General features: G+C 70.1%; 23 protein-coding genes. 13 read left to right on the plus strand and 10 right to left on the minus strand.

The features are described from left to right. Nucleotides 1-87 precede the first annotated feature (87 nt). Nucleotides 88-912, minus strand: coding sequence for an endonuclease/exonuclease/phosphatase family protein (locus tag VGX25_RS30185; protein ID WP_326921340.1), 825 nt, complete (start codon nucleotides 910-912; stop codon nucleotides 88-90). Between the two features lie 89 nt (nucleotides 913-1001). Between VGX25_RS30185 and VGX25_RS30190 the strand changes: the two genes are divergently transcribed. Beyond that, the gene (locus tag VGX25_RS30190) at nucleotides 1002-2837 is read left to right on the plus strand and encodes a PQQ-dependent sugar dehydrogenase (RefSeq protein ID WP_326921341.1); all 1836 of its coding nucleotides are present in this window, start codon (nucleotides 1002-1004) and stop codon (nucleotides 2835-2837) included. Here the strand turns inward: VGX25_RS30190 and VGX25_RS30195 are convergent. The 3 genes from VGX25_RS30195 to VGX25_RS30205 form a co-directional block, all read right to left on the minus strand. Next, nucleotides 2834-4237, minus strand: a complete 1404-nt coding sequence (locus VGX25_RS30195) for a beta-propeller fold lactonase family protein (RefSeq protein WP_326921342.1) — start codon at nucleotides 4235-4237, stop codon at nucleotides 2834-2836. The genes VGX25_RS30190 and VGX25_RS30195 overlap by 4 nt on opposite strands. Before the next feature lie 139 nt (nucleotides 4238-4376). Beyond that, on the minus strand, nucleotides 4377-4994 hold the full coding sequence (locus tag VGX25_RS30200) for a hypothetical protein (RefSeq protein WP_414636036.1): 618 nt from the start codon (nucleotides 4992-4994) through the stop codon (nucleotides 4377-4379). An 11-nt stretch (nucleotides 4995-5005) separates the two neighbouring features. After that, nucleotides 5006-5191, minus strand: a complete 186-nt coding sequence (locus VGX25_RS30205; RefSeq protein ID WP_326921344.1) for a hypothetical protein — start codon at nucleotides 5189-5191, stop codon at nucleotides 5006-5008. A 171-nt stretch (nucleotides 5192-5362) separates the two neighbouring features. Here VGX25_RS30205 and VGX25_RS30210 point away from each other — a divergent pair, with 171 nt between their 5' ends. Together VGX25_RS30210 and VGX25_RS30215 are read left to right on the plus strand one after the other, a co-directional pair. Next, on the plus strand, nucleotides 5363-5989 hold the full coding sequence (locus VGX25_RS30210; protein ID WP_326921345.1) for an FMN-dependent NADH-azoreductase: 627 nt from the start codon (nucleotides 5363-5365) through the stop codon (nucleotides 5987-5989). A gap of 25 nt (nucleotides 5990-6014) precedes the next feature. Further along, the gene (locus VGX25_RS30215) at nucleotides 6015-6797 is read left to right on the plus strand and encodes a PIG-L family deacetylase (RefSeq protein WP_326921346.1); all 783 of its coding nucleotides are present in this window, start codon (nucleotides 6015-6017) and stop codon (nucleotides 6795-6797) included. Nucleotides 6798-6861: 64 nt separating this feature from the next. On the opposite strand, the gene VGX25_RS30220 is transcribed toward VGX25_RS30215, so the two are convergent. Continuing rightward, a complete protein-coding gene (locus tag VGX25_RS30220) occupies nucleotides 6862-8094 on the minus strand; it encodes an HEXXH motif domain-containing protein (RefSeq protein WP_326921347.1) in 1233 nt (410 codons plus the stop codon). Continuing rightward, nucleotides 8091-9254, minus strand: coding sequence for an FxsB family cyclophane-forming radical SAM/SPASM peptide maturase (locus VGX25_RS30225; RefSeq protein WP_326921348.1), 1164 nt, complete (start codon nucleotides 9252-9254; stop codon nucleotides 8091-8093). The genes VGX25_RS30220 and VGX25_RS30225 overlap by 4 nt, the downstream gene beginning before the upstream one ends. Nucleotides 9255-9410: 156 nt before the next feature. On the opposite strand from VGX25_RS30225, the gene fxsA reads away from it, so the two are divergent. From fxsA to VGX25_RS30245, 4 genes are read left to right on the plus strand one after another with little or no spacing between them, the layout of a single operon-like run. After that, nucleotides 9411-9581, plus strand: a complete 171-nt coding sequence (gene fxsA, locus VGX25_RS30230) for an FxSxx-COOH cyclophane-containing RiPP peptide (RefSeq protein ID WP_326921349.1) — start codon at nucleotides 9411-9413, stop codon at nucleotides 9579-9581. A gap of 41 nt (nucleotides 9582-9622) precedes the next feature. After that, nucleotides 9623-13405 (plus strand): FxSxx-COOH system tetratricopeptide repeat protein, encoded by a 3783-nt coding sequence (gene fxsT / locus VGX25_RS30235; protein ID WP_326921350.1) that lies wholly within the window; start codon nucleotides 9623-9625, stop codon nucleotides 13403-13405. Further along, nucleotides 13383-14384 (plus strand): hypothetical protein, encoded by a 1002-nt coding sequence (locus tag VGX25_RS30240; protein WP_326921351.1) that lies wholly within the window; start codon nucleotides 13383-13385, stop codon nucleotides 14382-14384. Before fxsT ends, VGX25_RS30240 begins: the two co-directional genes overlap by 23 nt. 23 nt (nucleotides 14385-14407) lie before the next feature. Next, nucleotides 14408-15574 (plus strand): cation:proton antiporter, encoded by a 1167-nt coding sequence (locus VGX25_RS30245; protein WP_326921352.1) that lies wholly within the window; start codon nucleotides 14408-14410, stop codon nucleotides 15572-15574. Here VGX25_RS30245 and VGX25_RS30250 read toward each other — a convergent pair. The 4 genes from VGX25_RS30250 to VGX25_RS30265 all read right to left on the minus strand — a co-directional run bounded on the left by VGX25_RS30250 (nucleotide 15519) and on the right by VGX25_RS30265 (nucleotide 20850). Beyond that, complete coding sequence (locus VGX25_RS30250; protein WP_326921353.1) at nucleotides 15519-17849, minus strand: hypothetical protein; 2331 nt, start codon at nucleotides 17847-17849, stop codon at nucleotides 15519-15521. The genes VGX25_RS30245 and VGX25_RS30250 overlap by 56 nt on opposite strands. Next, nucleotides 17846-18790 carry a hypothetical protein gene (locus VGX25_RS30255; RefSeq protein ID WP_326921354.1) on the minus strand — a complete coding sequence of 315 codons (945 nt, stop codon included), beginning with the start codon at nucleotides 18788-18790 and terminating at the stop codon, nucleotides 17846-17848. The genes VGX25_RS30250 and VGX25_RS30255 overlap by 4 nt, the downstream gene beginning before the upstream one ends. Then, nucleotides 18787-19554 (minus strand): hypothetical protein, encoded by a 768-nt coding sequence (locus VGX25_RS30260; protein ID WP_326921355.1) that lies wholly within the window; start codon nucleotides 19552-19554, stop codon nucleotides 18787-18789. Before VGX25_RS30260 ends, VGX25_RS30255 begins: the two co-directional genes overlap by 4 nt. A 105-nt stretch (nucleotides 19555-19659) precedes the next feature. Next, the gene (locus VGX25_RS30265; protein WP_326921356.1) at nucleotides 19660-20850 is read right to left on the minus strand and encodes a cytochrome P450; all 1191 of its coding nucleotides are present in this window, start codon (nucleotides 20848-20850) and stop codon (nucleotides 19660-19662) included. Nucleotides 20851-21022: 172 nt separating this feature from the next. Between VGX25_RS30265 and VGX25_RS30270 the strand changes: the two genes are divergently transcribed. The 6 genes from VGX25_RS30270 to VGX25_RS30295 all read left to right on the plus strand — a co-directional run bounded on the left by VGX25_RS30270 (nucleotide 21023) and on the right by VGX25_RS30295 (nucleotide 26258). Further along, nucleotides 21023-22300, plus strand: coding sequence for a choice-of-anchor B family protein (locus tag VGX25_RS30270; RefSeq protein WP_326921357.1), 1278 nt, complete (start codon nucleotides 21023-21025; stop codon nucleotides 22298-22300). A 111-nt stretch (nucleotides 22301-22411) separates the two neighbouring features. Continuing rightward, nucleotides 22412-22702 (plus strand): transposase, encoded by a 291-nt coding sequence (locus VGX25_RS30275; protein WP_326921358.1) that lies wholly within the window; start codon nucleotides 22412-22414, stop codon nucleotides 22700-22702. Next, on the plus strand, nucleotides 22699-23541 hold the full coding sequence (locus VGX25_RS30280; RefSeq protein WP_326921359.1) for an IS3 family transposase: 843 nt from the start codon (nucleotides 22699-22701) through the stop codon (nucleotides 23539-23541). The genes VGX25_RS30275 and VGX25_RS30280 overlap by 4 nt, the downstream gene beginning before the upstream one ends. Further along, nucleotides 23538-24695: an HNH endonuclease signature motif containing protein gene (locus tag VGX25_RS30285; RefSeq protein WP_326921360.1), complete on the plus strand. Its 1158-nt coding sequence runs from the start codon at nucleotides 23538-23540 to the stop codon at nucleotides 24693-24695. The genes VGX25_RS30280 and VGX25_RS30285 overlap by 4 nt, the downstream gene beginning before the upstream one ends. Nucleotides 24696-25130: 435 nt before the next feature. Next, nucleotides 25131-25856, plus strand: a complete 726-nt coding sequence (locus VGX25_RS30290) for an alpha/beta hydrolase (protein WP_326921361.1) — start codon at nucleotides 25131-25133, stop codon at nucleotides 25854-25856. A 240-nt stretch (nucleotides 25857-26096) separates the two neighbouring features. Next, nucleotides 26097-26258, plus strand: a complete 162-nt coding sequence (locus VGX25_RS30295) for an iron chelate uptake ABC transporter family permease subunit (protein WP_326921362.1) — start codon at nucleotides 26097-26099, stop codon at nucleotides 26256-26258. Nucleotides 26259-26273: the final 15 nt, after the last annotated feature.

Here is a 26273-nt window from a genome sequence, read left to right on the forward strand (position 1 = left end):
GCAACCACCCAACCAATCCAACCCCCAGGCCGGCGCCGAAGGCGCCCGGCGGCCTTGCCCGAGCTAACAAGCACAGCCTTGCCCGAGCTAGAAAACGAGGTCGGCGACGAGGCCGAAGTGGTCGCTCGGCCAGACACCGTCGACCGGCTCGTTGAACGCCACGGCGGCCGCGTGGATCCGGGCGCGCACCTTCGGGTGGGCGTGCCCGGCGCCGACGAAGATGTAGTCGATCCGCCTGCGGTGCCCGGACTGGCCGACCAGGTATCCGATGTCCTTGTGCGCGTTGGGATTGTCGACGGTCCAGGTGTGGCCCGGGCCGTCCCCGGCGATCGCCCAGGCGTCGTGGTAGTACGTGCTGCGCCCGTCGATCGACTGCAGGCCGGTCAGGAAGCGGATGCCGGCCGAGTCGGGCGTGGCGTTGAAGTCGCCGGCGATGATCGTGGGAACCTCGGTGCGCAGCCGGGCGTCGAGGTCGGCCAGCACCATCACCTGCCGCTCGCGCGCGGCTTCGGCCTCCAGCTGGTAGGAGATCGTCGGCACGATGAGCAGCATGTCGCCCAGGTCGGGCAGCGGCACCAGGGCGGCTAGCGCGCGCCAGGGGACGTCCGGGACGTCGGCGCCGCCGAGGTCGACGGCGTCGACGATTCGGTGCGGCCAGCGGCTGGCGACCGCGTTGCCGCCGAAGCGGTCGGCGAACCGCGGCTCGAGGGTCACGACCTCGCCCTGGTGGGTGCCGTGCAGCCCGGTCCCGTCGAGCAGCGCGGCGAGCTGATCCTTGTCGGCCGTCCGCAGGACTTCCTGCAACGACACCAGATCCGGGTCGAGCCGGCGCAGCTCGCGGTTGATCAGCTCGATCCGCCGGGGGTCCCCCTCGTCGTTCCAGATGTTCAACGTGACGACTCGAAGACGCATGCCTCCAGTCGAACAGATCATGGACGCCGGCGCACAGCCGTGGGATGCTGCTCAGGAATAGATCCGATGTTTCGGAGAAGGGGAGCCGCATGCGCAGGACGGCCGTGGCGGGGCTGGCCGCCGTGCTGATGATCACCGGAGGGCTCACCGGGGCGTCGCCGGCCGCGGCCGCTTCCGTGCTCTACGAGGCGGAGCAGGCCACGATCGTCAACGGCACGGTGGACAGCAACCACGCGGGCTTCACCGGGACCGGGTTCGTCAACACCGCCAACGCCGCCGGGGTCGCGGTCGAGTTCGCCGTGGGCCTGGCCAGCGCCGGCAGCCGGACCCTGATCTTCCGCTACGCCAACGGAACCTCGGCCAACCGGCCGGGCTCGGTGACGGTCGGCGGAACCCCGCTGACCACCCTGTCGTTCCCGCCGACCGGCGCGTGGTCGACCTGGCGCACGCAGAGCGTGACCACGACGCTCGACGCCGGTTCGAGCGCGGTCCGGGTCACCGCGACGGGGTCGGCCGGCCTGCCCAACCTCGACTCGCTCACCGTCGACGACGGCCGGGCCGGGGGACCGATCTCCGACCCGATCCCGGAGGACCCGATCCAGTCCGGCCTCGGCCTGACGCTGACCCAGTTCGCGCAGTTCCCCCAGTCCAGCCCGGTTCCCGCGCCGACAGACGATCGGCTGCGGCGGCACGCCAGGATCAACTACCTCGGCCAGATCCCGGGATCCTCCCGGCTGTTCGTGCCCGACCTCAACGGGCGGCTGTACACCCTGCCGCCCGGCGGCGGCTCGCCGAGCGTCTACCTCGACGTGCGGGCCGCGGTGGGCGCCGACTTCTTCTCCGGCCGCGGGCTGGGCAGCGGGTTCGGCTTCGTGGCCTTCCACCCCGAGTTCGCCGCCAACGGCCGGCTCTACACCGTGCACAGCGAGGCCTTCGGCGCGCTGACGGCCCAACGTCCGGATTGGACGGAGCCGGGCGCCGTCGTGCACAGCGTGCTGACCGAGTGGACCACGGCCAACCCGGCCGCGCCGACGTTCAGCGGCACCCGCCGAACCCTGCTGCGCCTTGGCTTCGCCACCTACATCCACGCCATCCAGCAGATCGACTTCAACCCCACGGCGACACCGGGAAGCGCCGACTACGGCCTGCTCTACGTCGCGGTCGGCGACGGCGGCATCGGCGTCGACGGATCCATCCCGCAGACCCGCACCCAACCCTTCGGCAAGATCCTCCGCATCGACCCGCGCGGCACCGACGGCATCAACGGCCGGTACGGCATACCTCCGACGAATCCGTTCGTCGGCCAGCCCGGTCTCGGCGAGATCTACGCGCTCGGCATGCGCGACCCGCACCGGTTCAGCTGGGACCCGGCCGACGGTCGCGTGTTCGTCGGGCACATCGGCGAGCACGACATCGAGGGCGTCTACGACCTGCGCGCCGGCGACAACTTCGGCTGGAGCGAGCGCGAGGGCGCGTTCGTGTTCGACCGGCGGGAACGCTGCAACCTCTACCCGCTGCCCGCCGACGACGCGCAGCTCGGCTACGACTACCCCGTTGCCGCCTTCGACCACAATGCCGCCCAGCTGCCATGCGGGGCGGACGCCGGCCACGCGATCGTCGGCGGCTTCGTCTACCGCGGCTCGGCGTTGCCCGTGCTGCGCGGAAAGTACGTGTTCGGCGATCTGGTCGACGGCCGGGTGCTCTACACCAACGCCAGCGAGATGGTGCGCGGGAACCGGCTGGCGCCGCTGTACCAGCTCCGGATCTTCAACTCCGCCGGCACGCTCACGTCCATGCCGAGCCTGGCCGGGGACAGCCGGGTGGACATGCGGTTGGGCATCGACCGGTCGGGCGAGCTGTACGTCATGGCCAAGGCCAACGGTCGCGTGTGGAAGGTGACCGGAACGCGCGGCTCTCCGCCCTAGCGGACGATGATCCGTTGCGTGGCGACGGCGTCGGAGGATCCGGTGCACAGGGCGACGTGTCCGGTGTAGACGAGCCGGGTCGAGCAGCCCTCGTCGTCGGTGACGGTCAGGGTCACCGTGTAGACACCCGGCTGGCGGTACCGGTGGCTGGGCGTCGGTCCGGCGTCCGGTCCGGTGGTGCCGTCCCCGAAGTTCCAGTCATAGCGGGCAATCCGCCCGTCGCGATCCGACGATCCGGTGGCGTTGAACAGGGTTGGCTGTCCAGCCGGCCGCGGGGACGGAATGAACCTGGCGCGCGGCCCCTTGTTGGGAATGAAGACGGTCGATCGGGTGGCCGGGGCCATGCCGCCGGTGGCCTGCGGCGGGCCGGTCAGGGTCAGGGCGCCGGACGCCTCGATGGCGAACACGTGGATGTCGTGGGAGTTGAAGTTGGTCATGAACAGGAAGCGGCCGTCCGGGCTGGTGGTGACGCCGATGGGAAGATCGCCCGCGGCGAACGGGGAGCCGGGCACCTCGGTGAGCGCGCCGTCGCCGGCGATGGTGTAGGCGCGGATGCGGTCGCCGCTGTTGTCGCCCATGTAGAGGTGGCGGCCGTCCGGGGTCACCGCCATCGCCTGGTGCTCGCCGATGACCTCGTACGGGGAGCCCGGCACCGGGGTGAGCGCGCCGTCCGAAGCGATGCGGAAACCGAAGAGCTGGTTGGACTCCTCGCCCGGCACGTAGAGGAACCGCCCGTCCGGCGTGATCACCGTTGACCCGGCGGCGATCCCGACGGAGAGCGGACCCACGCGCGGGGTGAGCGTGCCATCGGGCTGGACGGCGAACCCGGTGAGCACCCCGGGGTGGCGCGGCGCCGCGTCGCCGTGCCCGACGTAGAGGAACCGCCCGTCGGGAGTCATCGACATCACCCTGGTGTGCAGCGCCCCGCTCTTGATCGCCGGACCGCGCGGGCTCAGCGAGCCGTTGGCGGCGATCGCATAGGTCGAGATCACGTCACTGAACTGGTTGCCCACGTAGAGCGTCCGCCCATCGGGCGAGATAATTATGTTGTACGGAAAATTGTCCTGCCCCGGAATGACGAAAATCGGCGTGAGAGTTCCGTCCCGGGCAACGGCATAACTGAAGATCTCGTTCGACTCCCGCCCCGCGGAGAACGCGAACCGCCCGTCCGGCGACACCACAATGGGCCGCGTGCCGGTCCCCGTCGGCACACCCGTTGCCAGCAGCGTCAACCGCCCGTCCCGGGTCACCGCGAAGGTGGACACCGTGGCAGACTGGCGATGCGCGACCAGCAGCGGCCGGGTAAGGCCCTCCTCGGCAGCGGATTGGCTCGCCGCCGGGACCGTAAGAGCCGTGGCGAGCGAAAGGACGATCGCGGCATGCTTGGAAATAGCGCGCACAGGAAATCCTTCGGTCTTCACCGGCCGTCAGCAGGCTACCGAGTATGATGTGAAGCGAGGATCCCACCGGCCGGAGGCGAGTGGAATAGTGGAGTTCCCCTAGGAAGATCAGCGCTTACCTGGGGGAGTTATGCGCAGGTTATGCATGGAACTTATCGTCCACATCTGGCAACCAGAAGCTCAGCTCAAGCGTCTTCAGGCTCGCCCAGTAACCAAATCGCCGGCCCTGAATGACCAACGAGAAAAACCCCAGCGCGAGCAGTGTTGCGCAGGTCGCCGCGAGGACCGGCCGCCCGCCGAGGACGATTTCCAGGACCGCGGCGAGAAACCCCAACCCCAACGGGGGAGCCGCATTGCGCAGCATCAGCCCTGCCGCCCGAAGGCGAATGACCTCCGTCGCCACGTCCTTGTCATGCAGCTGCACCCCGGAAAGCAGCAGGAACGGATCAGCCTGAACAAAATCCCGGTCCCGGGCGGCCGGGTTGCGTCGCACGAACTCCTCCCGCGGACGCCGGTCCAGGCGGCTGGGCACGACGCGGTTGGCGAGGCGGCCGAGGGGATAGGTGAGGTAGCCGAGCAGGTAGCTGAGGAGCAGCACGATGATCGCCGCGACCAGCGCCGGGGTCTGGGTGATCGTGCTTGGCGCGAGCCAATCCAGGCGGATCGCGGCATAACTGAGCAGGGCGAGGTAGAGCGACCCCGGGATGGTGTACCCGAACAGGTCGAAGATGCCGACGGCGATGGTCACGCCGATCATCCAAGGGCGCGTCAGGGCCGGCTGTCCAGGGCCGTCATGGCGCACGTGCCGGCGGCGATCATCGACGCCAGGGTGATCAGCAGCGGCCACCACTCGGTCATGGCCACGGCCAGCAGGATGCTCAGGATGGCCGAGGTGAGGTAGAGAACGGCAAGGAGCAGCCAGACGACGACCGGCTGCCTTACCCAGTAGAGCATGGAACGGCGTGGTCGGCGACGGAGCATGGGGGACCCTTCCGGGCGGCACCAGGCGTATCGCGGAGGGTCGGTTTTGTGTTACCGCGAGTAGGTAGCAGCGGGCTTGACTTAATCGGACCGCGGTCCGTAACATCGCGGTCGAATCGGACCGTAGTCCAGTTAAGGGGAGACATGAGCAAGCTGCTGCACATCTCGGCGTCGCCGCGCGGGTCGGACTCGGAGTCGTTGCGGATCGCCGAGGTGTTCGTCGACGCGTACCGGCAGGCGCATCCCGATGACGAGATCGAGCACTGGGACCTGTGGGACGGCTCCCTGCCGAACTTCGCCGTCGGCGCCAAGGCGAAGATGACGGTGTTCGCCGGTGGCGAGCCCCGTGGCGCGGAGGGGGAGGCGTGGGCGGCGGCCCGGCGGACGTTCGAGCGGTTCGACTCGGCGGACCGGCTGCTGTTCAGCGTTCCGATGTGGAACGCGTCCATTCCGTACGTCCTCAAGCAGCTGATCGACGTGGTCAGCCAGCCAGGATGGATCTTCGGGTTCGACGCGGTGACCGGGTACACGCACCTGCTTGCCGGGCGGGGCAAGAAGGTCGCGGTGGTGTACACCAGCGCGGTGTGGGCGCCGGGGCTCGGCCCCGAGTTCGGCGGCAACTTCCAGTCGCCCTACTTCACCGACTGGCTACAGTGGACCGGGCTGACCGACATCGCCGAGATTCGGTTCCACCCCACGGTAACCGGAGACCGGGCGGCCGAGCGCGCGCTGGCCGACACCCGCGCTCGAGACATAGCCAAGGAGTTCTAGCCGGCCGGCGGGTAGCGTCGGGGTCGTGGCTACATTGGTGTCCTTTCACGCGCACCCCGACGACGAGTGCATCGGGTGCGGCGGTGTCATGCGCAAGGCGTCCGAGGAGGGCCACCGGGTGGTGCTGGTGGTGGCGACCCGGGGTGAGCAGGGGGAGGTGCCCGAGGGATTCCTGTCCGACGGCGAGCAGCTGTGGCAGCGGCGGGTGGCCGAGACGCACGCGTCGGCGGAGATCCTCGGGGTGCACCGGGTGGAGTTCCTGGGCTACCTGGACTCCGGGATGATGGGCGAGCCGGCCAACCAGGCGCCCGGATCGTTCTGGACCGCGCCGGTGGCGGACGCGGCCGAGAAGCTCGCGGCGATCCTGCGTGCCGAACGCGCCGACGTGCTCACCGTCTACGACGACAACGGCCACTACGGCCACCCGGACCACATCCAGGTGCACCGGGTCGGTACGCGCGCCGCCGAGCTGGCCGGCACCCCGCGCGTCTACCAGAACACCGTCAACCGCGAGCACATGCAGCGCGGCATGGCGGCGCTGACCGCGGCCGGCGTCGAGGCCCCCGACTTCGACACCGCCGAGTTCGGCAAGCCCGAGTCGATGATCACCACCGCCGTCGACGTCACGCCCTACCTCGACCACAAGCGCCGCGCCATGCGCGCCCACGCCAGCCAGATCAGCGAGCAGTCGTTCTTCCTCGCCATGCCCGACGAGACCTTCGCGTACGCCTTCGGCACCGAATGGTTCATCCGCGACGGCCAGGGCCCCGGCATCACCGAGACCGACCTGATGGCCGGGCTGAGCTGATCACGCCGGCACCACCGCTCGACCACGGCGTCGGCGAGCTTGCTTTGTTGCCTTTGTCTTGCTGTCACGGCCTCGAGCGGGCCACCCATTCGGCGCGGTGCTCGTTGGCGAGGCGGGAGGCCTCGGCGGCGATGCGGGGTGGGATCGGCTCGGCGCACCATTCGGTGAGAGCCTCGGCCATTGCGGAGACGAACGTCCGGCCGATGGGGGTCAGGTGGCCGCTGTCCAGCAGGGTGCCGGCGGCCTCGCGGGCGCCGGCGCGCCACCGGGCGAACTCCATGGTCGCGCGGCTCGAGGGGGTCGCGTGCCGTTGGCGGCGCCAGAACGCGGTGACGCCGGTGAAGGCGTAGGTGCCGTGGAGCAGTCCGGGGAGTGGACGGGGGTCGTCGCGCCAGGGGGCGTAGAAGGTCTTGCCGGGGGCGGGTTCGAGCAGCGGGAACAGATCCATGAGCGCAACCAGCTTGTTGTGCTGGAGCTCGTGGGCGAGGGTGACGGCGACGGATTCGGGGTCGGGGGCCAGGGACAGGAAGACGCAGCCGAAGGCGTCGGCGGCGGTGGCGCTGCTCATTCCGCTGGCGGGTGGGCGCAGGGGGGTCAGGACGGTGACGGTGGCGGCCAGCTCCTGAGCCGCCTCGCGGTGGGCGCGCGCAAGAATCTCCCATCCCGCGGCGATCAGCGTGCGCCAGGCGGGCAGCCCGACGCCGTCCAGGACCGGCGCCTCGCGCTCGGGGACGTCCGGTTCCCAGTGCTCGAGGAGAAACTCGGCACGCAGCCCGCCCGATTCCACCGCGATCGACGGGAGGGGCGCCCAGTCGCGGTGCAGGGCGGCGCCGGCCACCTCCACCGCGTCGGGCGTGCACCGCACGGGGACCTCGCCCGATGCCGGGCGGGGCACGACTCCCAGTGAGGGCAACGAGATCGCCGCGCGCGGGGGGCAGGGGACGGTCGTGGTGAGCCGGGCCCGCACGGCCGCCGCGGCGGCGACGAACGCGAGCTCGGCGGGATCGGCGGGCAGGCCCTGCCCGAGACGCTGCGCGGTGCGGGTGGCCCATGCGCCCACCGGCGGGTGGTCGAGCACCCGGGCGCAGGCCGCCGGGGCGACCCGGTGGATCCGGCTCAGCAGCCGGTACGCGGGCTCGGTGTACGGGTCGGCGGCCAGGTGCGCGATCAGCCGGATCAGCAGCAGGGTTCGGCTGCGCCGGGCCGCGACCAGCCGGCGCACGGTCGGCGTGCCCGCGCCGCCGCGGGCGAGGGCGACGAGGTCGCGTTCGGGCAACCGGTGCGGCGGCGGGGTCATCCGGTTCCCCGCCGCACGGCGGCCAGGTCGTCGGCCAGCCGCGCCCGCACGTGGGTGATCAGCCGGAACAGGTCGGGGCAGTAGACCGACGGGTTGTCGAAGCCGGCGCCGGCGCGGAACCGGTGCGCCCGCAGGCCTCCGCCGCACACCGTGCGCAGCCGGCAGGCCCGGCAGGTCGCCGGAAGCCCGGCCGAACCGGTCTGCCTGGCCAGCACGTCCGGCAGGGTCAGGGCGGCGTCGAAGGAGTCCCGCGCGACGTGCAGGCCGGTGGCGGCCGCGCCCTCGAAGGCCGACGCGAGGATGTCGGACTGCTCGATCGTGCCGTCGGTCTCGATCACCACCATCAACGCCGGGCTCAGGCCGATTCCCTCCACTCGGGACCGGCCGCCGAGCAGCACGTTGATGATCTCTTCGAAGAGCCGGACCCGGGTTTCCCGCAGGGGCGCGTCGTACCACCGGTCGAACACGGTGATCAGCCAGTCGGCGTACGGGGTTTCCGCCGAACCGGGCACCCGGCCCGGCGGGGGGCTCGTCCAGTTCCCGTGCGGTAGCAGGAAGTCCACCGCCGGCGGGGTGAACTCCAGCAGCGCGCGGTAGGTGTCGACCGGGTCGTTGGCCAGGTCGACGGTGCACAGCAGGCCGCGGAACAGCCCGCGGTACTCGGGCGCGCCGAGCAGCCGCAGCGCCGCGCGAACCCGGTGGTAGGAGCCGGTTCCGTCCGGACCGATCCGGTGCCGGTCGTGCCCGGCCGCGTCGCCGTCGAGGCTGACGCCGACCCGGATGTCCAACCGCCGCAACAGGTTCAGGTAGTCCCGGTCGAGCAGGGTCGCGTTGGTCTGGATGGTCGTCCGCACGCGCGCCGGCACGTGTGCGCGCATTGTGGACACAATGTGGTCAATAAGCTCGGCGCCGGCGAGCAGCGGCTCGCCGCCGTGCAGGATCACCTCGATCTCGTCGAGCCGGTGCGCCCGGACGTGCTCGGCCACCCGCTCGGCCGTGCGGCCGGCCAGCTCGCGCGACATCACCCGGGGCCGGGTCCGCCAGCGTTGATCCGCCTTGGTGTAGAGGTAGCAGTAATCGCAGGCCAGGTTGCACCTGCTGTGCAGCTTGACGATGAACTGGCGAAACGGCAGCGGTCGGCCGACCGGGACGTTCGGCATGCACCCTCCCTAACCCCAATGAACCACACCGAACCGGTGAACGCGAGCGCCTCGACCGAATGGTCCAGTCCTTGCCAACCGGTGAGCGTGGCGTCGCGGCGCCGTTACGGGCAGTACGATGAGGGCGAGTTGACTTCATAGTCACGAGGGGGTGCCGTGGAGGCCGACGACATCGTCCTGGAGTCGGAGCTGCTGGACGTCACCGGCGTCGAGTTCGACCAGCTCGACGCGCTGCCCGACTCGGTGCTCCGAGCGGCACTACACCGGGTCCTCACCGAGAGCGGCGACTCGCCACACCTGTATGCGTCATTCGAGAATTCCTTATGACGCCGTAATTCCCGGCGGCCCGCCGGCGACCTGGAGTAGTGATGAGCACAACGAGAGCCCTCGGCGATCCGGCCAAGGGGCGGGTGGTGGCGTGCCTGTCCGCGACCGGCGGAACGGGCTGCACCAGCACCGTCGCCAACCTCGCCTGGCTGCTGTCCGGCGCCGGCCGGCGGATCCTGGTCGTCGACTGGGGGTCGGACGTCCCGCGGGTCCGGGAGTACCTGGAGCCGTTCTTCACGGGTCGGCAGACCCTGCCGGCCGACCTGGCGGGCAGCCTGCTCGCCGCCCACGGCCTGCCGGCGACCCCCGCTGACGACCGGGCCCCTTCGGCGGATCGGTTCGCCCCGCCCGAGGCGGACGGTTACATCGACGTGGCGGCCGAGGCCGACGAGGACGGCCTTGCGCCGCCGCTGCGCGGCCTGAGCTACGCCGGGGGGATCGCCGACCTGCGCGCGCAGCTGGTCGGCGCGGCGTACGACCACGTGCTCATCGACGTCCCGACCGGCCCGGACGAGCAGTTCATCGCGCTGATCGCGGCGTTGTGCGACACCGCGCTGGTGTGCTTCCGGCCGCGCCCGCGGGCCATCGCCGACGCCGCCGAGATCGCCGCGCAGCTGCGCAGGGCGGCGCCGGTGCGCATCGACCTGGTGCCGGTCGCGACGTTCTTCGACGACGGGATCCGGGCCAGGGCGGAGCGCATCCGGGACGCGATCCACACCGCGTTCGCCGACCCGCTGGCCGGCCAGGCGCTCCGGGTGCCCGGCGGCGCGATCGAGATCCCGAACCGGCCGTACGACACGTTCGACCCGTTGCTGCCGCTGGTGGTCGAGGAGCCGCGGGACGACGACCAGCTGCAGATCGGGTACGGGCGGCTGGCCGCCGCGGTCACGCACGGCGCGATCACCAAGCCGGCGCCGGTGTCCGACGAGCTGCGGTCCCGCTACCGCCGGGCCTTCGACCTGGAGGCGAAGGCCGATCCGGACCGGATCCTGGTTGCCTACACGCCACACGACCGGCCGTGGGCCGACTGGGTTCGCGGCCGGCTCGAACGGTCCGGCGCGCTGACCCGTCCGTTCACAGTGGACAGTCCGTGGCTCGGCGCGGCCCGCCCGCCCGGCCTGGTGATCGTCTCCTCGGCGCAGTTCGAGGACTCGCCCGAGCGGGCCGATGTGGTCGACGCCGTCCACCGGGCGTCCGCGGCGGGCCGCCCGCTCAGCGTGCTCGGCCTCGCCGTGGACGCCGAGACGGCCACGGCGCAGCAGTATCCGACGATCGCCGTCGGCGAGATCGCCGAGGAGGATCTCGCCGCCGGAGAGCAGCAGCTCGCCGCCCAGGTGCTCAGCCACTTCGGGCTGGTCGACCGGCCGATGACCGAGCCGGCGCGACCGCTGCGCCTGCCGGGTGGCCATCCGCCGATCTTCGGCGTGCCGCCCCGGCACCCGCGGTTCGTCGGCCGGGACCGCGAGCTGGAGGAGCTGCGCGACCAGCTGTCCCACACCGCCGACCGCCGGGTGACCGTGACGGTGAACGGAGTCCAGGGCGTCGGCAAGAGCGAGCTGGCTCTGGAGTACGCCTACCGGTTCGCAGGCGACTACGACCTGGTGTGGTGGGTGCCGGCCGGCGACGAGCAGTCCGCGATGGTCAGCCTGGCGCGCCTGACCGCCCGCCTGCAGCCGTCCGGCCCGCACGGGTTCGGCACGACGGCCGGCCTGGAACGCCTTGCCACCGACCAGAAGCTGCGCCGGTTCCTGCTGATCTACGACAACGTCGAGGACCCGGCGGCGCTTGCCGAGTTGCTGCCCGGCGGGGACCGGGGCCATCTCATCATCACCTCGAACGAGGCGCGGCCGGACGCGTTCCTGCTCGAGCCGATGACCCCGTTGGACAGCCGCCGGCTGCTCAGCGCGCGGGTGCCGGGCCTGACCCGCGAGGACGCGCTGCGGATCGCCGCGGCCGTCGACCACCTGCCGATCGCGCTGGAGCTGACCGCGGCGTGGCTGGCCGAGACGGCGGCGACCGACCGGCGCGCGGGCAGCTCCGTGGCCGACGCCGCGACCTGGGCCGTGCGCGCGTTCCTCAACCGGCTGGAGGGTGAGTCGGACCCGAAGACGATCAACCGGGTGGTCTCCGTGGTGGTCCAGACCATGCGGGAGACCCCGTCCGGCCGGATGACCGTGCTGCTTGCCCAGCTGGCGGCGTTCCTGTCGGAGGAGGGCGTGAGCCTGGACCTGGTGCGCTCGACGGCGATGCTCGACCAGCTGGTCGCCCTCGGTGGCCAGGACGCACAGCCGCTTGCCGTGCACGCCGGGGAGATCGACCGGATCCTGTGGGTCGGCGCGCGGTACGGCCTGTTCCGGGTCGACTGGGGCACGCAGAGCTCGCTGCGGCTCCACCGGATCGTCCAGGCCGCGCTGCGGACCGCCATGACACCGGCGGAGTCGGCCGAGCGCCGGGACAACGTCCTTGCCGCCCTTGCGAAGTTCGCGCCGACCGAGGTGGAGCGCACCGCGCCGTACTACGTGGCCCGATGCGTCGAGCTGCAGAAGCACATCTACCCGTCGGGCGCGCTCGACAGCCAGGACGACTCGGTGCGGCGCTGGCAGGTCAACCAGGTGCGGTTCCTGTACGACCGCGGTGGGCCCGGCGTGCACCAGGCGTCGGTCGGGCCGATCGAGAAGCTGCTGGACGACTGGACCTCCCGGCACGGCGCCGGCGATCCGCTGCGGCTGCGCCTGGCCAGCCAGCTGGCCAACCTGCACCGCGCGCTCGGCAACCGCCATCAGGCCCTGCGGCTCGACGACGACGTGCTGGCGTGGCGGCGGCGGTCGCTGCCGCTGAACCATCCGCAGGCGCTGGTCAGCGCCCGGGGCCGGGCCGGAGACCTGCGTGGCCTCGGCCTGTTCGCCGATGCGCTGGACGAGGACCAGGCGGTGTGGAGCGGCCTGCGGGAGGAGTTCGGGGACGACCACCCGCAGACCCGGATGGCCGCGCTCAACCTGGCCTTGTCGCTGTACCTGTCCGGCGACGTGCGCCAGGCGCTCACCGTCGCCCTCGACGCCTACCGCAGGCGCAAGCGGCTGCTCGGCGAGGACCACGAGCGGACGTTGTACTCCTTGACGAGGGTCGCGGTGTACCGGCGCGAGCTGGGTGATCTCCAAGGGGCGCAGGCCGATCTGCGCACCGCCTGGGGCCGGCTGTTCCGCCAGGACCCGGGAGTGACCACGCTCGGGCTGGACGTGCGCTGGCAGCAGGCCATCACCTTGCGTTGCATGGGCTATGGCAAGCCGGCCATGGACCGCAACGGCAAGGTGCTCAGCGGTTACCGCGAGCTGCTCGGCGAGGACCACCCCGACACGCTGGCCTGCACGCTGAGCTTCGCCGCCGCCATCCGGGCCGTTGGCGCCGAACCCGGTTTCGCCGTCGAGAACGCCCGGCACGCCCTCGACCGCTTCCTGAGCGTGGTGCGGCTGGACGCGCGGCATCCGTTCATCGCGCTGTGCCAGCTCGGTCTCGGGCTCGCCGAGTGCGCCGCCGGCCGGGACGGCTCGCCGCACACCGGCGCCGCGCTGGAGACGCTGCGGTCCCGGCTCGGCGAGGGTCACCCGTGGACGCTGGCGGCCGCGGTCGACCACGCCCGGCTGTGTGCGGCGTCCGGGTCGGCCGGGCAGGCCGAGGAGCTGATCCGAGCGGCCCGCGACAACTGTCTGGAGTTCCTCGGCGCCGCGCACCCGTACACCACGATCGCCGAGCACAATCTTCGTCAGGCTGTGGCGCCGACCGACCAACGCTGGAGCGAGATCGATGTCGATATCCCTCAGACCTGACGACTCCGGACCCGGAGCCCTTGAGCCGCACGAGGAGCTGGCCGACCACCTCGGCGGCGAGTTCCGCGAGACCCGGGAGGCCAGCCGGGCCACCCTGGTGGACACCGAGGCGCTGCACTACCTGGCGCACTACAGCAGCGGGGTGTTCGACTTCAGCGTCGACACGCTGGCCGAGCCGCCCCGGCCGCCCGACGCCCTGCCCGGCAGCGGCCGGCGCGACGAGCTGCAGCGGCTGGGCCGCCAGCTCAGCTTCACGGTGCAGAGCCTGGACGGGATCCTGCAGGAGGTCCGGACCGGCGGGCTGATCCGCACCGTGCTGCACACCGAGAACGGCGCCGTGTTCTGCGACGCGGTGGTGCCGCGGGAGCACGTGGTCGGCCTGTCGCTCGGCGCGGACGTCAACTCCGCCGACCGGGCCCTCGCGCGGCTGGCCGACCGGCTGCGGGAGCTGGTGAACCTGCCGTCGCTGAACCCGGGCGGGTGGAAGTCGGCCAGCATCGTCACCCCGCTTCCCTCCGACGAGCCGGACGCCAAGCCGTTCGTCGCCGAGCTCGTCGACCTGGACACCAAGGCCGGGTTGGTGATGGACGAGTGCCGGCGCTGGACCCGGCCGGTCGACCTGCAGCTTGCCGGGTACTGCCGGGGCAACCAGGTCGTGTTCACCGTCGACCACTTCGACGACGACTCCCTCGCGCCGTTCTTCACCCAGATCACCGTGGCCGCCCGGCGCCGGTTCTACCACTCGTTCGCCCCGGAGCTGTGCTCGCTCGCGGCCAGGCTCAGCCGGCTGACCAGCGGCGCGCTCGGCGGCCTGCTCCTGCGCATGGTGCTCGACGTCGAGCAGGGCGCGATCTACTACTACCGCCTCGGCGCCGGCGAGTACATGATCGGCGTGACGCTCACCCAAGCCAAGGTGGCCGATGCCGACGAACGGATGTCGCGGCTGACGGCAAACGCCGCCACACTGTTGCCGGGGTGAAATGGGAATACCGGGGTGAGGACATGACCGTGGCTCGGCGCTCCGCGGCATTGCTTGTCGCGGTGCTGGCCGGGGTCGGCGTCGCCAGGATGTTCGATATCACGGCCGTCCACCGGCAACCGAGCTACGAGTTGTTCGTCACCGCATTGCTGGGATTCGGCCTCTACGCCAGCACCTGCGGAATCGATCTGGCCCTGTTCCGCCGCCACGTCCGGATCGTCGTGCTGGCGGTGACCCTGGGAGTGTTGGCCAAGGCCGCGATCATCTTCGGAATCGTGTACCTGGTCTTCCGGGACCCGAGCTACCTGGTCCTCGGAGTCGCGGTGGCCCAGATCGACCCGCTGTCCGTGGCCGCGCTGCGGCGCAAGTCCAAACTGTCCGAACAGGGAAAGGTTCTGCTGGCCGCCTGGGCGTCCTTCGACGACCCGATCACCGTCCTGCTGACCGTCTACGTCACCGCGTTCGCGTTGCGGGCGGACGGCGCCGGCGTCATCGGCGCCGGACTGGGATCGTTCGCCGAGAGCCTGCTGTGGAACCTGGTGCTCGCCGGCGGCGCCTACCTGATCTGGCTGGCGGCGAAACGATTCCGGCGTGTCCGGCGAGACGTGCCGCTCAGCCGCTTCGAGCGGTTCGGCATCCGGACGGCGTCGACGCTCGTCATTCTGGTCATCGCCGCCGTGGCCGTGCATTTCTCCCTGCTGCTCGCCCTGGCCGTCATCGGCCTTTTCTTCCGCCCGAACGTCGGCGACGCCCTCGACAAGCTCGCCGAGGCGGCCGTGCTCGTGGCCACGTTCGCCGTGGGGCTCGTGCTTGCATTCCGCATCGATCCCTTCGCCGGCCTCGTTCTGGGGGGCGCCGCATATCTGTCGCAAATCCTGGTGGGCTTCGTCATGACGACCCCGCGGCAGTGGCGGGGTGATCGGTGGCGGCTGGCCCTCGGTCAGCAGAACGGGATGACCGCGATCATCCTCGCGCTCCTGCTGGAACCCAACTTCCCCGGCACGATTGGGATCGTGGCGCCGGCGATCTTCGTGGTGAACGTCCTGCACGCCGTGTGCAACGGGGTCTTCGACCGGTACTGGCCGCCCGTGCCGGTGCCGCAGGTCCAGGATCAGAGCAACCGGCTGGACCGGCTCATCCCCCGCTGGCAAGCGCCGAACGCAGCAGCACGCGTTGAACGCGTGGACTGAGGTTGTCCAGCGCCGTCTGCACCCGGATCCGCCGCTGACGCTGGCTCAGCTCGGCGACGTCGGCGCCGCCGCGGGCGGTCCACGGGGCCATGTCGGTCAGCGGCCGCAGGGTGAACGTCGGGAGGAACTCGGCGACGTCGTCGTATGCCCGGCAGAGCGCCTCGAGCCGCTCCTCGGCCCGCGGGGACGGATGCCCCGCCGATTCGACGATCTCCGCGCGGTACCAGTCGGTGACGGCGGTGCGGAAGGACAGGACGTTCGTCCGCATCAGGTGCGCGACCCCGACCGCCTCGAAGAAGTCGGCCGCGCTGAGCCGGGCCTGGACGTCCTCCATGGCGCTGCCGTCGGTCTGGCCGTACGCCTCGTCCATCATCAGGTCGAGCTGGGTCAGCTCGTCGAGCACGTTGATCGCGTCGAGGAACAGCTGGTCGATCTCCCTCGGCAGGGCGGGGGCGGCGGGCAGCCGGGCCGGGCCGGTCGCGGCGCCGCCCTGCGAGGCCAGCATCAACGCGTTGAGGGTGCGCTCGATCGCGGCGAGCCGTTGATCCGATGAGCTGCGCACGCCGTCGATGTGGGTGGCCAGGTGCCCGATCGAGTCGTAGATCTTGGAGTGCTGGCGGTTGATCTGGTCGATCCGCTGCTGCACCTCGGTCAGCGGGGTGCTGCCGACGATGCGGGGCAGCCGGTCGCTCGTGGCCCGCACCCTGGCCTTGAAGTCCTCGGCGAAGCCCGGCTCGACGTACACCAGCGGCTCGACGCCCAGCCGCTCGCGCAGCTCGGCCGCGTGCTCCTCGGCCAGGATCCCGTTGACGATCAGGATCAGCCGGCCCTCCGGCTCGGCCATCCGCACGGTGACGATCCGCCGCGTCAGCGGGGCCATGTCGGCGTCGTCCCGCACGGGACCGGTGACCATGATGGCGCAGCCGCCTGCGCGGTCCTGGAAGGTGACCCAGAAGTCGGTCCGCGATTCCGGGTCGTCGGCGAGCAGGTGGTCCCGGATGTAGCTCCAGCCGTTGGCGTCCAGGATCACCCGCACGATGTTGTGGATGTCGTTGGCGGACAGGAAACCGAGCTGCTTGCGGGCGACCTCGCGGACGATCTCGGGCGTGACGACGATTTTCGGGTTGCGGGTATTTCGGATCAGGTCGTCGACCACGCGAAAGGCATCATGGCAGAGCTTGATGACATAACGGGCGTTACCACCGGTCGTGTCGCGCAAATATCGAATTGAATCGTGAGTAAAGGGCGCGAGCTCCGCCCGGCCGAACTCGGCCTGCTGGGACAGCTTGATGAACGTGTGGATCTCGTCGACGGTCAGACCTTTCATGTCGACCATGTGCGAGATGCGCTGCCGGGTGCTGGTGTACAGCACGCTGCGCAGGTCGGGCAGGGCGCACAGCACCAGGCAGGCGCCCGCGCTGGCGAACACCTGCAGCAGCTTCTGGAAGGCGTGCACGGTGTCCGCCTGCGGCTGCTGGGCGCTGGAGAAGATCTTGTCCAACTCGTCGAGCACCAGGACGAACCGCGCTTGCCGGCCGCCGTAGAGCAGCGCAAGGACGCCCATCGCCTCGAGTGCGTCGACCTCGTTGTTGATCGGCTTGTCGATGCCGCGCTCCTTGAGCACCTGGTGCGGCTCGCCGCCCTGCAGCCAGGCCCACACGATCTCGTCGAAGCCCGAGCGCAGCAGCAGGGTCAGCGCGGTGCCGAAGTGCTGGTTGTCGGTCACCCGGCGCAGGGTCTCCTGAACCTTGCGCAGCAGCGCGCTTTCCATCAGGCCCAGCCGCTCGACGACCTCGTGCGGCATCGGCTCGCGCTCGCCGGGCTTCTCGACCACGCCGCTGGTCAGCCCGACGCCCTCGAGCGCCTCGGCGACGATGTCGGCGTAGTAGTTCTCGACCTGCCGCTTGATCCGGGCCAGCCCGAGCCGGTCGATGAACCGGCGGTAGAGCGCGACGAAGCTGTCCGCGGTGGCGTCGAGGTATATCGCCCGCTCGGGATCGTGCAGCACCCGCCGGGCGTGGCGGACCAGCCGGACGGCGAGGTGGGTCTTGCCGGTGCCGTACTCACCGAGGATGGCGATGACCTCACCGGCCGGGTCCTGCCCGGCGCCGGGCGGGGGCGCGTGCAGGTAGGCCGACAGGTACGAGGTGGCCTCGCGGACGGCGTCGGTCTCGATGGTCAGCTCGGAGGCGTCGGAGTGCTCGAATCCGGTGACCCTGGCGACGGCCGTCGGCGAGAACGGGTTCGGCCGCGGTGGTGGTGTGCCGGTGCTCATGGCAGCCTCCCCGGGCCGTCGCGATACTGACTCTTCAGGAAGTCGACGATGTCCTGTTCGGTCACCGACGAGCTCCGGTCGTACCTTACGGCCTTGCGGAGCCGTTCCTTGTACGTTCCGTACAACGCGCGCTGCAGCTGGGCTACGGACTGCAACCGCGGCTCCACCCGGCTCATGGTTTCCTCGCTCATCAGAGGGTAGTCGCCGTCCGTGGAGTGACGGTCCAGTCGATCATTGACATATCGGGCGACGTCGCCACGCTTGAGCGGGCCGACATGCAGCCCGATCAACCGCCCCCAGGCCTCCTGCGCGCGGATGACGCCGCTCACCTCGTCCTTGGTCAGCAACGACGACTCCACCAGAAACAGCATTCGCTCGGTGGCGTATGCGGCGTACCGCATCACCTCGTCGGCCAGCTCCACCATGGGGAGCAGGACGACCAGCACGATGCCGTCGACCAACGCGTCCGGCAGGTAGGGGTAGACCCGGTCCGGCAGGTCGCGGTCGGAGGCGAGCTCCTCGACGGCGTCGGACCGCAGCGCGCCCCGGCTTTTCAGAGCGCCGAACAGGCGGTCGCACACGATCGCCATCCGGGCGTCGATGGTCGGCTGCTGCCGCCGGCCGTTGAGCACATCGGTGAGGTCGATGATCTCGGTGGTCCGGCCGATCCCGTCGAGCCGGCGAGCCACGTCGTCGGCGCACCGGTGCACCAGCGCGGTCTTGCCGCAGCCGGAGTCCCCGGTCACCAGCGCCAGCCGTCCCTCATGCAGCAGGGTGGTCGGGTCGTCCATCTCCTGGGTGAAGTCCTTGAATGCCTGGTCGGTGTCGTCCACCGAGACGTAGTAGTCCCGCTGATAGGACTGCTTCCACGGGCACAGCGGCCGCATCGGCGCCCAGTCCGGCGGCAGGAACGGGTTGATCTTGGGTAACGCCTCGGTCATTGCCGGCCTCCGCGCTGGGACGGATGCGGCCACAGCGGTTGCTCGAGCGCGCGGGCCACCCGGAACACCGTGTCGCGCGCGGCGGCCAGCCGCTCCCTGAGCCGGTCCCGGCGCTCCCTGTCCTCGTCCTTGCCCTTCCAGTCGAGGGTCATCGCCTGGCCCAGCTCGCCGGTGAGCACCTCGGTCTCGAGCGCGTCCACGGTCGTCCACCGCCGGTGCGCGGCCTTGGTGCGCGCCAACTGGTTCTGCAGCGCCACCCGGTGCTCGGCGAGCTCGAGCACGCGCTCCTGCGGGCGGGTGGGTGTCCAGCTGTCGAGGTAGGTCCGGGCCGCGTGCTCGAACCCGCGGAACGCCGCGCGCAGCTCGTCGGCGAGGGTCCGCCCGCGGGTGACCCGGTCGCGCACCGACGCGGCCGCGAACGCCAGGAGCGCGCCCACCACACCGGTGAGGAACGGCACCAGGGTGGGCAACGTCCGGTCCGGCATCGGCCGCTGCGCCTCCGACAATGCCGCGCAGGTGCGGTTGAAATCATCGGGACGGTTGCGGTGCCACTCCAACGGTTCGGTCTGCCCGCCGCTGAACGCGAGGAATGCGCCGCCGGAATCGGTTTCCGCCAGGCCGAGCGCGACCGCGGCATCCGTCAAGGCGGCGCGCTGCTCGCCGGACAGGCAGTACACCAGCAATGCGTCGTCCTCCGTATCGGCGGCGGCCGGAAACGCGGTGCTGGTCAGGGCGACAAATGCAGTACAGATGACGGCAGCCATACGCCCGGCGTGCCCCAGGTTCACCCACACCCCCGTCGCATCGTCGTCACCAGATGCTCACTGTACCGATCGGTGGTCGCCGGGTGTCCGGGTTTCGTTACAGGCTCACCAGGTCACCGGCAATGCGACCGGGCCGCGGGTGATCATGCCGCGCTTCCACACGATCGACCGCGGCTCGGCGGGCCGCAGCTCGGGCAGGCGATCGAACAGGGTGGTGTAGGCCACCTCCAGCTCGAGCCGGGCGAGCTGGGCGCCGAGGCAGTGGTGGATCCCGTGCCCGAAGGCCAGATGCGGCGCCGGCGTGCGGGTCACGTCGAACCGGTCGGGGTCCGCGGTCAGCGCCTCGTCGCGATTTCCCGAGTACTGCAACGGGATCAGCACCGAGCCGGCCGGCACGTGCACGCCGGACAGCTCCACGTCGGCCGTGGCCACCCGCTCCATGCTGGCCTTGGCGATCGGCACGTAGCGCAGGATCTCCTCCACGGCGGTTGCGATCAGCTCGGGTTTGTCGCGCAGCAGCGCGTACTGGTCGGGATGCCGGTGCAGCGTGAGGATCGAGTTGGCCAGCAGCCCGGCCGTGGTCTCGTACCCGCCGATCAGCATGATGTAGGTGGTGAACAGCAGCTCCGGCTCGGACAGCGAGTCGCCGCCGTCCCGGGTCTGGATCAGCTCGGTCAGCAGGTCGTCGGCCGGCTGGGCCCGCTTGGCGGCGATCAGCTTTCCCAGGTAGGCCACCATGTGCTCGCCAGCCGAGCGGATCTGCTCCTGCGTGTGCGAGGTGATGGACAGCACGGTGTCCATCCACTCGCGCAGCCGCGCGTGGTCCCGGCTCGGCGCCCCCACCAGCTCGGAGATCACGATCGCCGGCAGCGGCGCGGCGAACGCGTTGACGAAGTCCACCGGCGCCCCGTGCGACATCATCGCGTCGATCAGCTCGTCGGCGATGTGCCGGATCCGCGGCCGCATCCGCTCGACCCCGCGCTTGGTGAACGCGCGCGCGACCAGCCGCCGGACCCGGGTGTGCTCCGGCGGGTCCATGCTGATCAGCAGGTGCGGGTTGTGCCGCTGCGGGCGCAATGCCGGCGTTCCCGGCTTGCTGGCCTCCGCCCGGCTGAACACCGGATCGGCATAGACCCGCTTGACGTCCTCGTAGCGGGTGACCAGAAACGCCTCACCGCCGGGCGCCAGCCGCACCCTGGGCACCGGATCCCAGCGGCGCAGCCACGCCTGCTTGGGGTCATGGTCGAGCTGGGGTGGGGTGTCGAACGGGAAAACGGGAAACTCGGGCTGCGCCATGACAAACTCCCTTACGCCACCTCAACCTTTACCGACCGCCCCGGCCCGGCACAACACCCATCAACCCGTGACATCACCGCTTGGGATGGGCGCGCGGCCGGGCCGGCCGCTTAACGTGGTCGAAGGGCGAACCCCTGCTTTCGCCTGCCCACGGAAGGGGAGTGGTAGACCCATGCGCATCCCGAAACGATGGATCGGCGTGACCGCGCTCGCGCTCACCGCACTGGCCATCGTGGCCGCCCCGGCGTCCGCCCATGATCCGGACACCCCGGAGGGCAAGGCCGAGGCCGCGGCGTTCAACCGCGACCACGAGCCCGCCGTCCGGCAGGCGCCCATCGTCGGCCAGGCCCTGACCCCGTGCCAGAACGGCATGGCCGCCCAGTACCCGTGCCGCAACATCGACCTGCTGGCCGTGCTGCCCCTGTCGAGCATCGGCGGCGGCAACGGAAACAGCATGTGGGGCTGGACCGACACCGCCACCGGCAAGGAATACATCATCTTCGGCCGCACCAACGGCGCCGCCTTCGTCGACGTGAGCACTCCCACCGCCCCGCGCTACCTCGGCAACCTCCCGTCCCACAACGGAACCAGCAGCAGCTGGCGCGACATCAAGGTCTACCGCAACCACGCCTTCATCGGCGCCGACGGGATATCGGGCCACGGCATGCAGGTGTTCGACCTCACCCGCCTGCGCAACGTCACCACCCCGCAGACGTTCACCCCCAACGCCCGCTACACCGGCTTCGGCAACTCCCACACGCTCGCGGTGAACGAGGAAACCGGCTTCATCTACGCGGTCGGCACCAACACGTGCAACGGCGGTGTCCACATGGTGAACGTCCAAACCCCGACCGCCCCGCGCAACGCCGGCTGCGTCTCCAACGACGGCTACGTCCACGAGAACCAGTGCGTGATCTACCGTGGCCCCGACACCACCTACCGCGGCCGCGAGATCTGCTTCAACTACAACGTCGACACCCTCACCATCGTCGACGTCACCACCAAGTCGTCCCCCCGCCAGCTTTCCCGCACCACGTACACGAACGCCCGCTACACCCACCAGGGCTGGCTCACCCCCGACCACGCCCGCCTGGTCATGGACGACGAGCTCGACAACAACCCGCGCACCCTCATCTGGAACGTGTCGGACCTCGACCGCCCCGTCCACACCGGCACCTACAATCCGACCTTCGGCAGCGCCATCGACCACAACCAGTACATCGTCGGCACCCGCGTCTACCAAGCCAACTACCGCGCCGGCCTCCGCATCCTCGACGCGTCCCAAATCGCGTCGAACACGCTCCGCGAAATCGCCTTCTTCGACATCTACCCCGCCAACAACAACAACGGCTTCAACGGCGCCTGGAACACCTACCCCTTCTTCGCCAGCGGCACAATAGCCATCAGCGGAATAGAACAAGGCCTGATCCTCGTCCGCCCAACCGTCTAACCCCGATTTCTCAAGTCGGTGCCAGCCGGGATGTGTCCGGCTGGCACCGATCTCTCATGGTCTGAGGTTCCTCCCGGACCGTGGAGGCATGGACTATGAGGATGATGTGTCATGCCGGAGAAGCGGCGGCGGTTTGACCGGGAGTTTCGTGAGGGATTGGTGCGGATCGTTCGTGAGACGGACAAGTCGATCGCCCAGGTCGCTGCTGACCTGGGGATCAACTCGGGCACGTTGGGGGACTGGGTCGACCAGGACAAGATCAGCCGTGGTGAGGTCGAGCGCCTGGGCAGCGACGAGCGGGCCGAGTTGGCCCGGCTGCGTCAGGAAGTGACCGAGTTGCGGATGGAGCGTGATGTGCTCAAGCGCTCGGTGGTCCTGTGGGTGAAGGAGGCGATGCGGTGAGCCTGGCCGTGTTCATCGCCGACCAGAGGACCTGCCACCGTGTGCCGCACACGGTGGCGTGCCGGGCGCTGGGTGTGTCGCAGTCGTGGTTCTACAAGTGGAACCATCGCCAGCACCAGCCGGCACCGAGCGCGCAGCGTCGTGCCGAGTTCGACGCGGCGGTGGCCGAGGCGTTCGCGGCTGCGCACGGTCTGCACGGTTCGCCGTGGATTCTCATCGATTTACGCGCTGCCGGTTGGGTGGTGAGTGAGAAAACAGTGGCGAAGTCGATGGCCCGGCAGGGTTTGGTGGCGCGACCGAAGAAACGGCGGAAGAATCTCACGAGACCGGACAAGCGAGCGGTGCCGTTCCCGGATCTGGTGAAACGCGAGTTCACCGCGCCGGCACCGAATGTGAAGTGGGTCGGTGATATGACTGAAATCCCGACCGACGAGGGCAAGCTGTACTTGTCAACGGCGATCGATCTGTTCTCACGTCGGTTGCTCGGCTACGCCACTAGCGCCCACTCGGACGCGGAACTGGCTGGTCAGACCATCACGATGGCCGTCACGGCTCGTGGCGGGAAGGATCGGGTGGCCGGGGTGATCTTCCATTCCGACCGTGGCTCGACCTACACCGCCTACGACTTCACCAGCCTCTGTGACCGGCTTGGCATTGTGCAGTCGATGGGTCGGACCGGGTCGTGTTTCGACTGTGAGACTGTCCTTTGTCGCTCGAAGTCCTCCACGATCCGGGGGGAAGCTCAGTCATGCCCGGTGAGCACAATGCGTGTACGTCCTAAGACGACACCAACGAGTGATGCCGCCATTTCCGCCCCGCTGGTAGTGTCGAACATGTGAGCACAACACTGGGGATTCTGTCCAAAGAACAGCAACTCCTCCACCAATTGCAAGCCCTCGACCGGCAACGCTCGGCGATCGAGGCGGAACGTCTGCGCTTGTTGGCCGAGTACCAGAAATTGCGTGCCCAGGAAGGCGACATCGCCGAACGCTCCACTGCCGACGAAATCGGCCTGGCCCTGCACATCAGCCGTGACTACGCCGCCGCTCAACTCCACCTGGCCACCGACCTGACCGAGCGCCTGCCCGCCACATGGGACGCCCTGCACGCTGGCCAAGTCGATCTGGCCAAGGCACGGGCATTGGTGGAGTTGACCGCCCTGATGTCGATCGAGGATACGCGGGCGGTGGAGGCCAAGGTGTTGCCCAAGGCCCAGACCCGCACGTTGGCCCAGGTACGCGCCGCCGCGCGGTATCACCGGGATCGCATCGACCCCCAGGCCGCCGAACGCCGCCGCCAGCGCGCCACGGTCGACCGCACCAGCACCTACGAACCCCTCGACGACGGCGCCGCCGAACTCACCCTGACCGGCCCCGGCGACCAGATCTACTTGGCCTGGCTGGTGCTGGACACCCTGGCCCGGCGGATCAAAGCCGCCGGCGACGACCGCACGCTGGCTCAGTTGCGCCACGACATCCACCTCGACCTGATCCTGGGCAAGCTGAATGAGCGGGTGCAGGTGCACGCCTACCTGCACGTCCCGGCCACCACCCTGGCCGGCATCGGCAACGACCCCGGCATCCTCGCCGGCTACGGCCCGGTAACCGCCCAAGCCTGCCAGGAGCTGGCCTCAGGCAACGCCTTGTGGCGGCGGGTGTTCACCGATCCGGTCACCGGCACGGTCAAAGAGGTGGATCGACGCACCTATCGCCCACCCGACGGATTGGCCGAGTTCGTGCAGGTACGCGACCACACCTGTGTCGGCCCCGGCTGTACCCGCCCCGCCCAGTACTGCCAGACCGACCACACGATCAACTGGGCCAACGGCGGCTGCACCGTCGACGACAACCTCGGCCCCCTGTGCTGGCGCGATCACCGATTGAAGCACCTCTGCCAGTGGTCGCTACAGCAACCCGAACCCGGCCGCTACGTCTGGATCAGCCCGGTCGGCCAACGCCACGAGGTCACCCCTGAATCACTCCTCGATCCCTAAATATTTGATATTGAAAGTCTTTAAAAGGTCAGCGCGCCTGTGGGCAGGGCGGGCCCCGCGAGTGTGGACAGGTGCCCCGTCCACAGGCGCGCGACCCACGATCGCGACCAGCCCACCCAAGGCGCACCAACACCTGCCCGGTCATGGCTAAGTGACCGGCCCAACTAGCTGAGGGAACCGACTCCGGTGCACGGCTGTGGACAGGGCTGCCCCGCAATCAGCACACGGGGCACCTGTCCACAGCCGTGCCGCGGAACGCCAAGACCAGCAAGCACAAGGCGACCCCACCCGGCGTTCCGACGCAGCCGGGTAAGGCTGGAAGCCACGGAACGCCAAGATCAGCCCCACCAACCCCGACCCCCACGCGTTCCCGAAACAAACCGGGCAGGACCCCCGCGGGCTGAACCCGCTACCGTCCCCCGATGACCCTCGCCCATGACCTCTCCGGAGGGGGTCCCACCACCTTCCTCCTCCACTCCGCCATCTGCGATCGCCGCATGTGGGACCCCCAACTCCCACCCCTTCACACCTCCGGATTCCAAGCTCTCCGCGCCGACTTCCGAGGGTTCGGCCAGACCCCGCCCCGAGCGAACCGAACAACGACGCCCAGGACGTGGTCGACCTTCTGGACGCCCTCGACATCGGCGTGCCGCCCTCGTGGGTTCCTCGTTCGGCGGGCGGGTCGCCGTGGAGGTGGCCGCGCGCTGGCCGGACCGGGTCACGACGGTCGTGCTGCTGTGTCCGGCTTTGCGCGGAGGCGAGCGGTCCGCGGAGTTGGTGGCGTTCAATGAGCGGGAGGCCGAGCTGCTCGAGGCGGGCGACGTCGCGGGCGCCGTGGAGTTGAGTGTGGACACCTTTCTCGGACCGGAGGCCGACGAGGATGCTCGCGAGCGGGTGCGGGGCATGCAGCGGCACGCGTTCGAGGTGCAGTTGGCCGCCGGGGAGGTGGCGAGGGTCGCGGTCGAGTTCGACGTGGCGGAGGTTCGGGCGCCGTGCCTGGTGATCACGGGGGCGCATGATCTGCCGGACTTTCGGAGGGTTCCGGCGGGGCTGCCGGCGCGGCGGGTCGAGCTGCCGTGGGCCGGGCATCTGCCCAGTGTGGAGCGTCCGGCGGCGGTGAACCCGCTGATCATCGACTTTCTCAAGGAGACGGTCGGCTGAGGCGTGGCTCACGTTCCCACGACAAGGAATGGGGTAGCCAACCTCAGCCCGTGTTGAGCCACGACGACACGCCTCGGGTGCTCGGGATGGCCCTCGACCGCCCGCGGGTGGTCGTGCCGGGTGGGGCGGGAATCCTCACCGCCACGCGGTCAGCGCCGTCGGGGTGATCGGGTTCGTTGGCCCGGCCGCCCCGCACGTGGCGCGTGCCTCGCCGGTGGCCGGCACGCCCGGGTGCTCCCGGTGACCGCACCGCTCGGGGCGCTGCTGGTGTCGCCGGCCGACACGGTCGGGCGCACGGTGATCGCGCCGGTCCAGGTGCCGGCCGGGCTGCTCGCCGCGCTGATCGGCACGCCGTGCTTCGTCTGGCTCCTCTGGCGATCGCGGGCGCGGGCCATGCCGTAATCTCCGCCCTGGGTG

It is taken from the genome of Actinophytocola sp. (genome assembly GCF_035942955.1).
Classification (GTDB): domain Bacteria; phylum Actinomycetota; class Actinomycetes; order Mycobacteriales; family Pseudonocardiaceae; genus DASYTH01.